This is a genomic window from Agarivorans sp. MS3-6 (assembly GCF_054112545.1).
The window spans coordinates 691,466-705,372 of record NZ_CM134202.1; the positions used below are offsets into that span (position 1 = coordinate 691,466).

The 13,907-nt window shown below is 44.6% G+C and carries 12 protein-coding genes; 6 read left to right on the forward strand and 6 right to left on the reverse strand.

Translation table 11 applies throughout. From position 1 onward, the window contains the following. Positions 1-121: 121 nt before the first annotated feature. The 5 genes from ACVFI8_RS03195 to ACVFI8_RS03215 all read left to right on the forward strand — a co-directional run bounded on the left by ACVFI8_RS03195 (position 122) and on the right by ACVFI8_RS03215 (position 4,311). Positions 122-1,534, forward strand: a complete 1,413-nt coding sequence (locus ACVFI8_RS03195; RefSeq protein WP_457873026.1) for an ATP-binding protein — start codon at positions 122-124, stop codon at positions 1,532-1,534. Positions 1,535-1,545: 11 nt separating this feature from the next. After that, positions 1,546-2,232, forward strand: coding sequence for a response regulator (locus ACVFI8_RS03200; protein WP_457873027.1), 687 nt, complete (start codon positions 1,546-1,548; stop codon positions 2,230-2,232). A gap of 93 nt (positions 2,233-2,325) precedes the next feature. Beyond that, on the forward strand, positions 2,326-2,592 hold the full coding sequence (locus ACVFI8_RS03205) for a hypothetical protein (protein ID WP_457873028.1): 267 nt from the start codon (positions 2,326-2,328) through the stop codon (positions 2,590-2,592). Between the two features lie 346 nt (positions 2,593-2,938). Then, positions 2,939-3,211 carry a YfhL family 4Fe-4S dicluster ferredoxin gene (locus ACVFI8_RS03210; RefSeq protein WP_457873029.1) on the forward strand — a complete coding sequence of 91 codons (273 nt, stop codon included), beginning with the start codon at positions 2,939-2,941 and terminating at the stop codon, positions 3,209-3,211. Positions 3,212-3,426: 215 nt separating this feature from the next. Beyond that, complete coding sequence (locus tag ACVFI8_RS03215) at positions 3,427-4,311, forward strand: mechanosensitive ion channel family protein (protein WP_248714865.1); 885 nt, start codon at positions 3,427-3,429, stop codon at positions 4,309-4,311. 154 nt (positions 4,312-4,465) lie between these two features. On the opposite strand, the gene ACVFI8_RS03220 is transcribed toward ACVFI8_RS03215, so the two are convergent. The 5 genes from ACVFI8_RS03220 to ACVFI8_RS03240 all read right to left on the reverse strand — a co-directional run bounded on the left by ACVFI8_RS03220 (position 4,466) and on the right by ACVFI8_RS03240 (position 11,697). Continuing rightward, a complete protein-coding gene (locus ACVFI8_RS03220; protein ID WP_457873030.1) occupies positions 4,466-6,082 on the reverse strand; it encodes a methyl-accepting chemotaxis protein in 1,617 nt (538 codons plus the stop codon). Positions 6,083-6,394: 312 nt separating this feature from the next. Then, entirely contained in the window at positions 6,395-7,492 is a 1,098-nt protein-coding gene (locus ACVFI8_RS03225) for an OmpA family protein (RefSeq protein WP_457873031.1), read from the reverse strand. 481 nt (positions 7,493-7,973) lie between these two features. Then, positions 7,974-10,145, reverse strand: a complete 2,172-nt coding sequence (gene katG, locus ACVFI8_RS03230) for a catalase/peroxidase HPI (RefSeq protein WP_457873032.1) — start codon at positions 10,143-10,145, stop codon at positions 7,974-7,976. Positions 10,146-10,615: 470 nt separating this feature from the next. Beyond that, complete coding sequence (locus tag ACVFI8_RS03235; protein WP_248714861.1) at positions 10,616-11,293, reverse strand: LrgB family protein; 678 nt, start codon at positions 11,291-11,293, stop codon at positions 10,616-10,618. Further along, the gene (locus ACVFI8_RS03240) at positions 11,290-11,697 is read right to left on the reverse strand and encodes a CidA/LrgA family protein (protein WP_248714860.1); all 408 of its coding nucleotides are present in this window, start codon (positions 11,695-11,697) and stop codon (positions 11,290-11,292) included. The genes ACVFI8_RS03235 and ACVFI8_RS03240 overlap by 4 nt, the downstream gene beginning before the upstream one ends. Before the next feature lie 92 nt (positions 11,698-11,789). Between ACVFI8_RS03240 and ACVFI8_RS03245 the strand changes: the two genes are divergently transcribed. After that, positions 11,790-12,800 carry a 2-hydroxyacid dehydrogenase gene (locus ACVFI8_RS03245; RefSeq protein ID WP_457873033.1) on the forward strand — a complete coding sequence of 337 codons (1,011 nt, stop codon included), beginning with the start codon at positions 11,790-11,792 and terminating at the stop codon, positions 12,798-12,800. Positions 12,801-12,929: 129 nt separating this feature from the next. Here the strand turns inward: ACVFI8_RS03245 and ACVFI8_RS03250 are convergent, their stop codons facing one another. Beyond that, positions 12,930-13,829, reverse strand: a complete 900-nt coding sequence (locus ACVFI8_RS03250) for a LysR family transcriptional regulator (protein WP_457873034.1) — start codon at positions 13,827-13,829, stop codon at positions 12,930-12,932. Between the last annotated feature and the right edge of the window lie 78 nt (positions 13,830-13,907).

Below are 13,907 nucleotides of genomic sequence, written 5' to 3' on the forward strand. Positions count from 1 at the left end.
CTCACTGACTAAGGCTTGAGCAAACGCAGCCTTCCGATCCACCAAACTATGATACTCTGAACATGGCTCAGATTAAGCGTTTACCCAACGCTACGGTATTAACCATAAACGTCTCTAAAGTATGACCTTAACTCAAAAACTAAGTACCGCTTTTATCGGTATCACTTTATTTATCCTTGCGGCAACTTTGCTACTCGCGCGTTGGAGCTTTGAGCGCGGTTTTTTAGACTACGTCAATGCGCTTGAGCAGCAACGACTTCAGAGCCTTTCAGCAGAACTGTCTGTTGAATACCAAAAAGCTAACAATAATTGGCAGGCGATCCCTAGTAGAACCATTGATCACCTCATTGAAAGGTCAATTGAGGGAGCATCGAGAGAACTTGGTCAGCCTTCGGGCCATAGGCGCCCGCCACCCCCTCGATCCCCTGACTTCAACCAAGCGCCTCCGCCTCCTAGGGTGGCGGTACCTACCTCTCTTTATGATGAAACAGGAACGCTCATCGCAGGGCCAATGCTCAGCGACATTGCAGAGCTTACAGTGGTTGATATTTATGTTGAAAACAGCAAGGTTGGTGAACTTCACAGTGCACCAAAACGAAAGTTCTATTCGCTTCAAGAAACTGCGTTTTCTCAACACCAAGCGCGCACCAGTATCATTATTGGCTTAATTTGTTTGGCTATTTCGGTGTTTGTTTCAGCCATACTTGCCCGCAAGTTACTGGCCCCAGTGAAACGACTATTGGCAGGTATATCTGAGCTATCAAAAGGTAATTACTCAAACCCCATAGGCGAACGGCGCAACGACGAATTAGGCGCGCTGATCCGCGATTTAGACAGACTAGGCCTACAACTAGAACATAACCGCAGCGCTCGCCGCCGCTCACTGGCCGATATATCTCATGAATTACGCACTCCGGTTACCGTATTAACCGGAGAAATAGAAGCGATTAAAGACGGTATTCGTCCCTTAGGCATGGCTCAGTTACACTCAATAGACAATGAAGTGTCTCGATTAAGACGACTCATTGAAGACCTATACTTACTGTCACTATCTGACATTGGTGGTCTACATTATCATTTTGAAACACTCAATCTCGCCGAGTATGTAGGCCAAGTGGCACAGCAGTCCGCGAGGCGAGCAAACGAGCAAGGCCTTTCACTAAATATGACGTGTGATGCGCAACCACTCATCAACGGTGACCCAGTACGCATACAACAACTACTAACCAACATTGTGGATAATGCTCTCGCCTATACTGACTCCCCTGGCGTTATTAACATTGCGCTAAAGCAAGGCCCGCATGAGGTTTTGCTTTCGGTTAAAGATTCAGCGCCCGGTTTGGGTGATGCTCCACCAGAGCAACTCTTTGAGCCGCTATATCGTCAAGATTCTTCACGTAGCAGACGGACCGCCGGAGCAGGTTTAGGCCTAACTATTTGCAAAAACATTGTTGAGGCCCATCAGGGTAGTATTACCGCTGCACCTGCCGAACTTGGCGGTATAGCCATTGAAATCCGTTTCCCCTCCCTTTAAATGAGGTACCAATGAATAACAGCACAATTCTTATCGTTGAGGATGAAGAGAAAATTGCTCAGTTGTTAGCCGACTATCTACGCAATGATGGTTTTCAAGTGAGCATCCTTCACGAAGGCACTCATGCAGTGAGCGCGATTAAAGCGTCTAAGCCGGCCTTTGTCATCTTGGATTTGATGCTGCCAGGTATGGACGGTTTAACCATTTGCCAACAAGTTAGACAGTTTAGCGACGTGCCAATTATGATGATTACTGCCCGAGTCGACGAAATTAGTCGTTTGCTGGGTTTAGAGCTAGGTGCTGATGATTATGTGTGTAAGCCATTTTTACCTAGAGAAGTGGTCGCCAGAGTTCACACTATTTTAAGGCGGGTGCGTTCGATATCGATGGAAGATAGTCATTCATCTATCCAGTATCGCAATATCAAATTAAAGCCTGAAGAATTTAAGTGTTTGGTCAATGACAAAGACCTTGAACTGACCCCCGTTGAGTTCAAACTATTACAAACCTTGCTAGAGCACCCCGGTCGCGTATATTCGCGTGAACAACTGATGCAACAGTGTTATTCCGACAACCGAATTGTGAGTGAACAAACCATTAACAGCCACATTAAAAACTTGCGCAAAAAAATAACTGAGGCAGCCAATGGTGAAGAAGTCATTCACTCTATCTATGGTATTGGCTATAAAGTTGAATAAAACAAAAATTCGCTATTTCTGCATAATCACTACGCAATGTTTGCATGATGCTCAACTAAACTGTAGTCACTCATCAAATAATAGGATTTAGACATGTGGCTTAACAAACTTTCCCATAAATCACTGCTAACAGCACTTATCGTCGCTGGCCTGGCGCTTCCATTAACGACGGTGCAAGCTAAAGGGCCGCGTAAACCACCTCAAGAAGCCATAGATGCTTGTGAGGGGATGTCAGAAGGTGATAGCTGTAGTTTTTCAGGTAGAGAAGATGAAGCAATGAGTGGTATTTGTGGTGCACCACCACATGAAGAAGATGCTGTACTCGCATGTATGCCAGAAGGCGGCCCGGAAAGACAATAATTGTCAGTGTAAAAACCATGCTGTAGCAAGGATGCCGTGGCGTGGTACCTAGCTCTATCGCTAGTCCATAGCATTAATATTTAGCACCAGTTTACAGCTGACCATTATCACCAATGTGACTCAGTTGGCATTTTTCTGCATTATGGTAGAATGCGCCCGCAGCTTGCACCTAGCGTGATCATAATAAAACTACAGTGACCTGTGCGTCATCGATTCATAACAACAAATCATATTTGGTTATAAGCAATTAGCATTCATAAAGCCTTAGCATTATTCTGCCCAATGACAGAAATAATCGGGTTTTGTAATCGACGGTATTGATAAAAAATATTACGAGTATTGTTTTATGGCCCTGAAAATTAGTAAAAAATGCATCAACTGTGACATGTGTGAGCCAGAGTGTCCTAACCAAGCCATCTCTTACGATGGCGTTATTACGGTTATCGATCCCGATCGCTGTACAGAATGTAAAGGCCACTACGAGCGCCCTACTTGCATTGACGTATGCCCGATCGATTGCATAGCAGTAGACCCCGCTCATAAAGAAACCGAAGAACAGCTGTACGATAAGTTTGTAGCCTTGCATGGAGACTTACTGATAGCAAAGGGCGCAGTGTAAAACTTTAGGTCTCTCGCCATACCAACAAAAACTCTATAAAACAAATACTTGCCATTCCTTAACTGGCACCTATTGCTTCTTCAGACAATCCAAGGTGTGGCTGTCATTTATCGCTCAGGTAAAGTGAATCAATGTCTAAAAATACACGCATCTCATACATTTAGCGGTAAACTCTAATTAAAATTAGGCTTGTTTATACATATCAAGGAAGCTCAATGAACATTGACAAAATAAATGAAGTGCTCGCGATACCGGTTTTCACCATTCAAGATAAGGCCATCAGTTTAGGCGACATTTTGCTTATTCCCTTTTTACTACTGCTTAGTTACCTCACACTGAAAACTATTATCAAATTACTAGTCAGGCGTATGACTCGCAAAGGCGTAACGCCGGATGTGATTCATTTAGTCAGTCGCATCGCTTACATACTTGGCATAGTAATAGTGTTAGTAATGGCCCTAGAACTGATCAACATCCCCATTACCGCTTTTGCATTTCTTTCCGGTGCGATAGCTATCGGGGTAGGTTTTGGTGCACAGAACATCATCAACAATTTCATTAGTGGCTGGATTTTGATGTGGGAGCGCCCGATTAAAATCGGTGATTTCTTAGAAGTTGATGGAGTGAAGGGCAATGTTGAAGCCATTAATACTCGCTCAACCCGAATTCGCCGAACTGATGGCGTACATTTACTGATCCCAAATAGTAAATTGCTTGAGAACACCGTGATCAACTGGACGTTAATTGATACTCGAACGCGTACCACTATTAATGTGGGCGTGGCTTATGGCTCACCTTGCCGCCAGGTCGCGTTGTTAATTGAACAGGCAGTAAAAGAACAAGAAGCAGTATTAAGCCAACCCGCCCCCACAGTCGTTTTTAACGACTTCGGTGATAATGCCCTAGCCTTTGTGGTGTATTTTTGGGTCGAAGCCCAAATGGAAGGACAACTTAGGCAGGTGAGCAGTGAGATTCGGTTTAGAATTGATGAATTGTTCGCTGAGCACGACATTATCATCGCTTTCCCACAGCGCGATATTCATCTAGATGGCGCGCTAACAATTTCTCATGCTCAGCAGACAAGTAGCACTGTCGCTTAGTTTCACCCAGCAGGCGCAACCTTGCCCTGCTGATATTTTAATCTGGCGTAGCATGCCGACTAAACAAATTGTAAATCACCATGCTACTTCCACAATTAGCGGTCTTTATTCTCTGACCAATCGGTTTTAGAAACGAATAGTAATACCGCACCAGTTATACTTTATAGTCATTGACCATCGTTCTTAGCTGGGTGGCTAATGCCACTACACGGTCACTGATAATGTTATCTTCACTGGCATCTTTGGCGGTCAATTCAGCGATATCTTGAATATTAGTAACATGAATATTCACTTCGCTAACCGCTTTATTTTGCTGTTCGGCAGACAGTGCCATTTGCGAATTTAGTTCGGCTATCTCGCCACTATGGCTGGCAATATTATCTAAAATGTCACACAACTCATTAATATGGCTTTCTGAATCTAGCGCTGAGCGATTAGCTTCGCCCATGACATCAACCACCCGATCCTTTTGCACACTCAACTGCTCGTTAATCGCTTTTATTTCGTCGGTAGATTGGCGGGTTCTGCTCGCCAACGAGCGCACTTCATCGGCAACCACCGCAAACCCTCTGCCTTGCTCTCCGGCACGGGCGGCTTCAATCGCAGCATTTAGGGCTAACAAATTAGTTTGCTCTGCAATCGCAGAAATAGTATCAACCATCAGGTTCACTTTCTCGCTGCGCTCACCCAACTCTGCCAGGCTTTGATTGGCCTTATTAACGATGCCCACTAAAGTTTGCATATGGGTCAATATTTGCTGAGCCTTATTGGCCCCCGATTCAACTTGTAAATTGGCCCCTTGAGTTCGTTCTGTAGTGTATTTAGCGTTTTGTTTAACCTCATTGGATGAAGCTTCAATTTCCAATAAGGTGGCTGCCACTGAGTCGGTCCCTGATTTTAGGCTAACCACCGATTGCTCGGTAGACTCAGCCACACTTTTTACTCGCTCAGCCGCATTATGCAACTCTTCACTACTGCTAGAAATGTGGATCAGATTTTTTCTAAAAGAGGCGACTAAACTGTGAATAGAAGCGTATACCCCGCCTATTTCATCATGCCGCTCATCGCTGAAATCTACGCGTAAATCAGAATGGGTGGAAGCCTCTAGCAAACGACTACGCAATAGGTTAAGCCGCTTGGCCACCGCACTGCGAAATATCAGCCCCAGCATCAACATACCAACAAAAAAGACGATAGCTAACAAGCCGGCCTGCTTAAACAACGCGCTATAAATCGCTTGCTGGGCATGCGCTAAAGAAAACTCCACTTGAATCACCGCCGCAACGTCTCCTTCTTTACTGGTAAGGTGACACGACAAGCAATCAATGCCGCCGTGATCTTTACTCATAAACACCGGTTGTAGCGCCGTAATAATCGGCTGACCATTGGCCATACCCGCTATCGATAAACGCTCCCCTTTAAAAGCCTGTTGCTGACTAACATTTAAACTGGGTAAAGGATCGTTGGGATGAAACATACTTTGAATAGGCGTAGCGGGGATTAAACGAATATCGAGGATATTATCTTGGCTTAGCATCTTCTTATGCAGCAGCTGTTTATTAGCCATTGCCCCCGATAACATCAAGGTATTTAGGGCTTCAAAGTAACTATCACTTAGTGATTTTATTTGCTGATTAGCCATCTCACGAACTAAGGTTTGTTCATGGCTATAGGTGAAACTAAGTGTAATAGCAAGTAGCGACAGGCCAACAATAACCATAGTGATATACAGCTTTGCTGCAATAGACCAACGATAAAAAATCGCCCTCATAAGTATCTCCGCCCTTAAGAATTGAATCCGTTCAACAATCCCCATTTAACCATAGTGTAAAAACCACAAAAATAAATTGATATTTTTCGCAATATACTCAGCCCTAGTCATCACTACGTTAAACGGTGAGACACTAAGGCTAACAAGCAAAAGCCACCTTGAAGGGAACGGCTATTCGGGCCATAGCTAATAACGCTAAATATTGGAGGACATAATGCTTAGATTGACTCGCCCCCAAAAAAAAGCCAGCGACTGTTTTAGCTGGCTTTTTGCCCAATAAACGATATTTGTCAGCCCAAACAGGCCGTAACACTAAAATAGTTTAAAGATTTTGCCCGCAGTATCGGCTGCTTTGCCAATATCATCGAGGTCAATGCCGCTAGACTCTTGTTCCGCTTTGCTGTTGTTGGTTGAGTCCGTTTGCTTAGTGTGCGCAATTTTCGGAGCCGCTTGTTGCTGTGCTTCTACGATGGCTTGCGCATTCAAAGCAGTAATTTCAACTCGACGGTTTAGCGCACGGCCTTTGTCAGTGCCGTTATCGGCGACAGGCTGAGTTTGACCACGGCCAATGGTGTTTAGGCGGTCCTGACTAATACCATGTTCGTCAATTAAGTAATCCATTACTGCCTCAGCACGTGCTGCAGACAGCTTACGGTTGTCACGTTTAGCGCCCACATTGTCGGTATGACCAACAATGTCTATCTCAAGTTTGGGGTAGTCGCTAAGCACTTGGGCTAAATCGGCCAGTTCACCAGCAGAATCAGGCTTAATTTCAGCCTTGCCGGTATCAAATAGAATACCGTACAAATCGATTTTACCGCTTTCAACTAGGCTAAGGGCGATGGGCGAGATGAGCGAGTCGTTAAGTTGTTCTTGTTCTATAACATATTGAAATACATGTGTATAAGAAGAAATCTCCGTCACAAAAACAACTAAGTTAAGATTCCCTTTACGGGCTGCTAAATAACGTGCTTTTCCCCCATTTAGGTAATTATCACGGCCATCATCAAATATTCGACGAAGATCGTGAGTGCTAAAATTTTTACTACAAGCCTTATCGCATTCAAAGAGTACCTCCATTCCCTGCCGTTTTGCCAAACTCAGGTAATTACGGAACGCTTGTGTAAGAGATATATTCGAAGGCAGTCGATAATCAATATAGGTATAATCACCGCCAATAGATTCGGTTTTATCGACGATCCACTCATGATCTTTTTTATAAGGTTCACTTAGTATTAGGTTAAGCTCATCGTACTCCACTTTATCGTAGTGCTTAATTACAGCATCAGGAATACGATTAAAAGCAGGATGATCTTTACCTTGTCCAGCCAGTACAGAAAAACAACTTAAGCCCATTAGTGCGCTCAAGCCCAACACTAAGCTTTTACGCAAACACTTACTCAACAACATTCTTTTAACATCCTTATCAATAACTAAGGACAAAAATATCAAAAATAGTTAGTAATTTCTATTCAATAACTTAAAGAAGCGAAACTTAATCTAGCAGCTCTATGGATATGAGTAACAAAGCCATTGATGCGCTCAATGCAAATATCAACTATTGCTAGGGTCTGTTGATATTTGCTGATGGTTTTTGCAGCAATTTATTAGCCATTTAGGCAAGGCAGTGAGTGTGCAGTTAAGTGGGCTTAATAATCACTCGCTAACGCTGAATAAATGGCTAAGAAATGCTGCCCGAAGGGTTCGGATAAGCGAACTTTACTCTTTGTTAAGCACTTCTTGCTTAGCCCACTAGGCTTCTAAGTGCTCGCCGCGATTAAAGCCCGCTTATCTCGAACAAAATTTCAACACCAAAGATCAACAGACCCTAGTAAATCCATTAAATAAAAAGGGCTCCATAAGGAGCCCGTTAGTTAATTATAGATTGAGCTTATACATCGAAGCGATCGGCATTCATTACTTTAGTCCAAGCAGCAATAAAGTCTTTGGCGAACCTTTCTTTATTGTCGTCTTGCGCATAAAACTCGGCGTAAGAGCGTAATACCGAGTTAGAACCAAACACCAAATCAACCCGTGTTGCTGTCCATTTAGCTTCTCCACTAACACGCTCACAGATATCATAAGAGTTTCTGCCAGTTGGTTTCCAGGTGTTAGCCATATCGGTAAGGTTTACGAAGAAATCATTAGTCAGTGTGCCAACCTTGTCGGTAAACACTCCCGCTTCAGAATCAGCATGATTGGTGCCTAATACTCGCAGACCACCAATTAGCACGGTCATTTCTGGCGCACTTAAGCCCATTAATTGAGCGCGGTCGAGCAGTAACTCTTCTGCGGTAACCACATAGTGCTTCGGCAAGTAATTACGAAAACCGTCTGCTTGTGGCTCCAATACTTCAAAGGACTCCACATCCGTCATCTCTTGGCTCGCGTCACCTCGGCCAGCCGTAAACGGTACAGCCAAGTTTAAACCCGCTGCTTTAACGGCGTGCTCAACACCCACATTACCAGCAAGTACAATAACATCAGCAAGACTTGCACCAGTATCTGCAGCAATTGCTTCCAACACACTTAATACTTTAGCCAGTTTTTCTGGTTCGTTAGCCTGCCAATCCTTTTGCGGAGCAAGGCGGATCCGTGCCCCATTGGCTCCACCACGTTTATCAGAGCCACGATAAGTACGGGCGCTATCCCAAGCAGTAGTCACCAATTCGGCTACGCTTAGGCCGCTATCAGCAATGCGTTGTTTTACTGCATCTACATCATAAGATGTTGCTCCTGCTGGAATAGGATCTTGCCAAATAAGATCTTCGGCTGGAATATCGGGCCCGACATAAACAGACTTAGGCCCCATGTCGCGATGGGTTAATTTGAACCAAGCTCGCGCAAAGGTTTTAGAGAAGTACTCTGGGTCATTCTTAAAGCGCTCAGAAATTTTGCGATACTCTGGGTCTACTTTAAGCGCCATATCTGCGTCGGTCATCACCGGGTTGTAGCGAATGTTCGCATCTTCAACGTCAACCGGTTTATCTTCTTCTTTAATATCTACAGGCTCCCATTGAACAGCTCCTGCAGGGCTTTTTGATAGCTGCCATTCATAACCAAACAGCAATTCAAAATAACCATTATCCCATTGGGTTGGATGGGTGGTCCAAGCACCTTCGATACCACTAGTAACGGTATCTCTGCCGATGCCACGCTTGCTATGGTTATTCCAGCCTAAACCTTGTTCTTCAATGCCCGCGCCTTCTGGCTCTGCGCCCAATAAAGAAGCGTCGCCATTACCGTGACACTTACCTACAGTATGACCACCAGCAGTTAAGGCAACGGTTTCTTCGTCGTTCATCGCCATACGTGCAAAGGTAGTACGCATATCTTGAGCAGTTTTAAGTGGGTCTGGCTTACCATCTACGCCTTCAGGGTTTACATAAATCAAGCCCATCATTACTGCAGCCAATGGATTTTCTAAGTCGCGTTCACCAGAGTAACGTGACCCTTCTCCGCCACTTTCTGCTAGCCATTCTTTTTCAGCACCCCAATAAATGTCTTTTTCTGGGTGCCAAACATCTTCGCGTCCAAAAGCAAAACCAAAGGTTTCTAAGCCCATTGATTCGTAAGCCATATTACCAGCTAACAGCATTAAGTCGGCCCAGCTAAGTTTGTTGCCGTATTTCTTCTTGATTGGCCATAATAGGCGACGCGCCTTATCTAAATTGGCATTATCTGGCCAAGAATTTAACGGTGCAAAACGCTGGCTACCACTAGCACCGCCCCCGCGGCCATCTGCAACACGATAGGTACCAGCCGAGTGCCAAGCCATACGAATCATCAAACCACCATAATGCCCCCAATCTGCTGGCCACCAATCTTGGTTGTCGGTCATTAAGGCTTTTAAGTCTTTTTTTAAGGCTTCTACATCAAGGGTTTTGAGCGCTTCGCGATAACTAAACGCCTCACCAAAAGGGTTGGTTTTAGTATCATGCTGATGAAGAATATCTAGGTTCAGTGACTTGGGCCACCAATTCATATTTGCTGCTTGGGGGGTGGTTGCTCCGCCATGCATCACAGGGCATTTACCACCAGAGCCATTATCATTCTCTTTCATAGTCACTCCTTAAATATCACGTTTATATTGTTTTTATATCGGCTGTAAGAGCAGCCTTAGACTAATTTCCAACTCGAAATTAAGCGTATAGCCATATCGTTGAGCAAGCCAATTTGTATAACCTATCGCAGCGATAAGCGGCGATAACCTTATAAAAATAATGGTTAATTAGAGTTTTAACCCAAAGTAAGTAGGAAGGGCCAAGAGCTTTACAATTCTTTACTTTGTGGTTAGCAATTAGAGCGTAGAACCCACAACTATTTGACCAAAACTTATGCAACTGCGGTGGTTGAAACTATAACTAAACTTACTAGCACATTAGGTAAGCTTAGCGCTAGAAACTAGGTGAGTTGCTGGAAGTTAGTCCGAAACATCCGGGCTATGAGGCTTAATAGGGAATAAAGTGTTCAGTGAGCGAGTGTAGGCATCAAGTGAATACATCAAGCTTTAAGGGTAGAGCAAGATTAAGTTCAGGCAAACAACGGCACAATAAGTGGACAAAGCATTGCACTAAAAGTAGCACTGAGCACTAGGGCTAATGCGCCGTAAGCGCCATGCTGGTGGCCTTCTTCGGCGATTCTTGCAGTGCCTAAGGCGTGGCAAGCCGTGCCCATGGCAATGCCTTGCGCTTTGCTTGAATGCACACCACACAGTTTTAGCACGGGGATCCCCACCACAGCCCCTACCAAACCGGTGATGACCACAGCAATGGCGGTTAAGGCTGGCTGACCAGCAATTTGTTCACTGATCAACACGGCAATGGGTGTAGTGACAGATTTTGGTGCCAGTGACGCGGCGATTTCGGGGGTAGCGCCCACCAACAAGGCCATGGCGACAGTAGTACTAATGGCTACTGTCGCTGCCACAATGATAGTAATAATAATTCTTGGAAGTTCTTTTTTTATCTCATGAAGCTGCTTGTAAAGTGGCACGCCTAACGCAACCACCGCAGGCTCTAGCAGTTTACTTAACCAACCGCTGTACTGGTTGTAGTCGTTAAAGGGAATATCTAAGGCTAATAAGGCGATAACTAAAATAGTGAGCGTAATCAGTACTGGGTTTAGCCAGGTGACCGACAAGCGTTGCTGTAAGTGTTTAGCGGCAATAAACAAGGCAATAGTGAGAGGTAAATAGAGGAAGTTAATCATGGTTTAGCCTCGCCTTTTAATGCGCCCTTCTGCTCTGAAGTATGCTCCCAATGCTGGTAAAGCTTGCCTACCACCACCAGCAACACCAAGGTAGCTACAGCGCAAGTCAGTAACATTGCCGGTAAAGCCTGTAATAAAGTTTCAATATGATCGACTAAACCGATACTGATGGGGACAAAGAGAAGTGACATCCAACGCACAAATTGATTAGCGGTACGCTCTACCCAAGACAAGCGAATCCAACGGAATTGTAAGGCGATGGTTAAGGCTAACATACCCATAATGCTTGCAGGGAGAAGCTGTCCGCTTATTTCACTTAGCCAACGACCAAGCCACAAAGCTGCGTAGATAACTAACAGACCAGAGCAAATTTCTAGTAACACTGATTTCTGAAACTTTCTCATAACACTTGTCGACTTTTGTTATTGAATGACGCTATTATGTAATAAAATTACAAAACAAGCTATCGTTAGCTAACATTGTTTTAGGAGACGCTATGAAGATCAGTTTTTTCAGCGCTAAGCGCTATGACCGCGAGCATTTCGATGCCCAAAATACATCTTCAGCTGTAAGCATTGAGTACTTTGACATAACTCTATCTGCCAAAACGGCACGTTTAGCACATGGTGCTGATGCGGTATGTGCCTTTGTGAATGACGACTTATCGGCAAGTACCTTACAAGAGTTACACAAAGAAGGCATTAAGCTGATATTGTTGCGCTGTGCGGGGTTCAACAATTTAGATATAAGCTGTGCTGAAGAATTAGGCATAACGGTATCTCGCGTACCCGCCTATTCACCTGAAGCGGTAGCCGAACACGCGATAGCTTTGATGATGACGCTAAACCGTCGTATCCACAAAGCGTATCAACGCACCCGTGACGCCAATTTCTCCTTAGAAGGTTTAACCGGGATGAATATATTCGGTAAAACAGCGGGGGTCATTGGCACCGGAAAAATTGGCTTAGCCACGGCGCGTATTCTTAAGGGGTTTGGCTGTAAGTTGATTGCTTTTGACCCTTACCCCAACCAAGCTGCTTTAGATTTAGGTATTGAATACGTCAGCATGCCAGAGTTATTGGCGCAATCACAAATTATTACCTTGCACTGCCCGCTAACGCCTGAGAATACCTACCTCATTGGTAAATCGGCCTTCACCCAGATGCAAAAAGGCACCTTATTAATTAATACCAGCCGCGGTAAATTAGTCGATTCAACCGCCTGTATTGAAGCCCTAAAAGACGGCACCCTAGGCGGCTTAGCCTTAGATGTATACGAACATGAAAAAGAGCTATTTTTTGAAGATTTATCCGCTGAGGTGATTCTTGATGACGTATTCCGCCGCTTATCGGCATGCCACAATGTTATTTTCACCGGCCATCAAGCGTTTTTAACCCAAGAAGCCTTGCAAAGCATTGCAGATACCACGCTAGTGAATGCTAAAGCCTTTAGCGAAGGCCAACGCAGCGGTAACGAAGTGACTGCCGAAGCGATTGACAATAGCTAGTCCCCGTTAACGTAAAGCGCGTTAATAAAAAGCAGCAGGTAATTGCTGCTTTTTTGTATCTCACAAACCCACTTAATAGCTGGGCCGATTGTGATTGAGTATTTAACGCACGCCCTACTATTTAACTATTTAGTCGCGCCCAGACAGCAAACATTGATCTCGTAACCAGCGGTGGGTTGGCTCATTAGTGCGTGAGGGATGCCAGTACATATTCACTACGATGTACTCTGGTAAAAAATCGGCTTGTAAGCACTTTAAACCAAAAGCAGCACAATGCTGTTTAGCTAAACGTTCTGGCAATATGCCAATACAGTCACTTTGGCCAATCAGTGGCAACATATCCATAATACCGCTAGATTGCCAAGCTATTTGGCGCTCTGCTAAGCCGGCAATTCCCATGTCTCCTAGGTAGCCAGCTCGCTGCTCTGGCTGAGAGTGAATCACGTGTTTTTCACTCAAGTATTGTTCTAGGTTTAGCTGGTTGCAGCTATATCTTGGATGTTGCTGCCTACATACCACCACCAAGCCATCTTGCATGATCACCTCAGATCGCAAATGAGGGTAGCGAGTAGAGTCGGCCTCTATCAGTAGATCCGTTTGGTGAGAACTCAGCAAACTATTCATATCTTGGCCAAATAAGGGCTCGGTTTTAATCGAAGCCATTGGGGCTTGTTCAAATATTCGCTTAGCTAATTGCGGGAACAAGGTAAAACTAAACACACTTAAGGCAGCAATGGTGAACTGGCGCTGACAGTTTGCTGGGTTAAAGTGACGCTGCTCGGGTAGCATGTGCGCAATGCTCTCTACAGAGTTAGCTAAAGCCGGATAAATATCCATAGCATAAGGTGTTGGCTCTACCCCATGGCTGCCTCGCACAAACAAGTTGTCTTTAAATACATCACGCAAACGGGTCACACTTTGACTCACCGCCGATTGGCTTATCCCTAAACGTTTGGCGGCTTTACTGTAGTTTCGCTCCTCTACTATTGCCACAAAGGTAGGAATTAGACTGTAGTCGGAGTGCTTCATATTTATTTCAAACTCAATAAATGCCACATGTTATTAGATATCTTATATCAGTTATCGCCAAACAAATAGTGCTTTCCC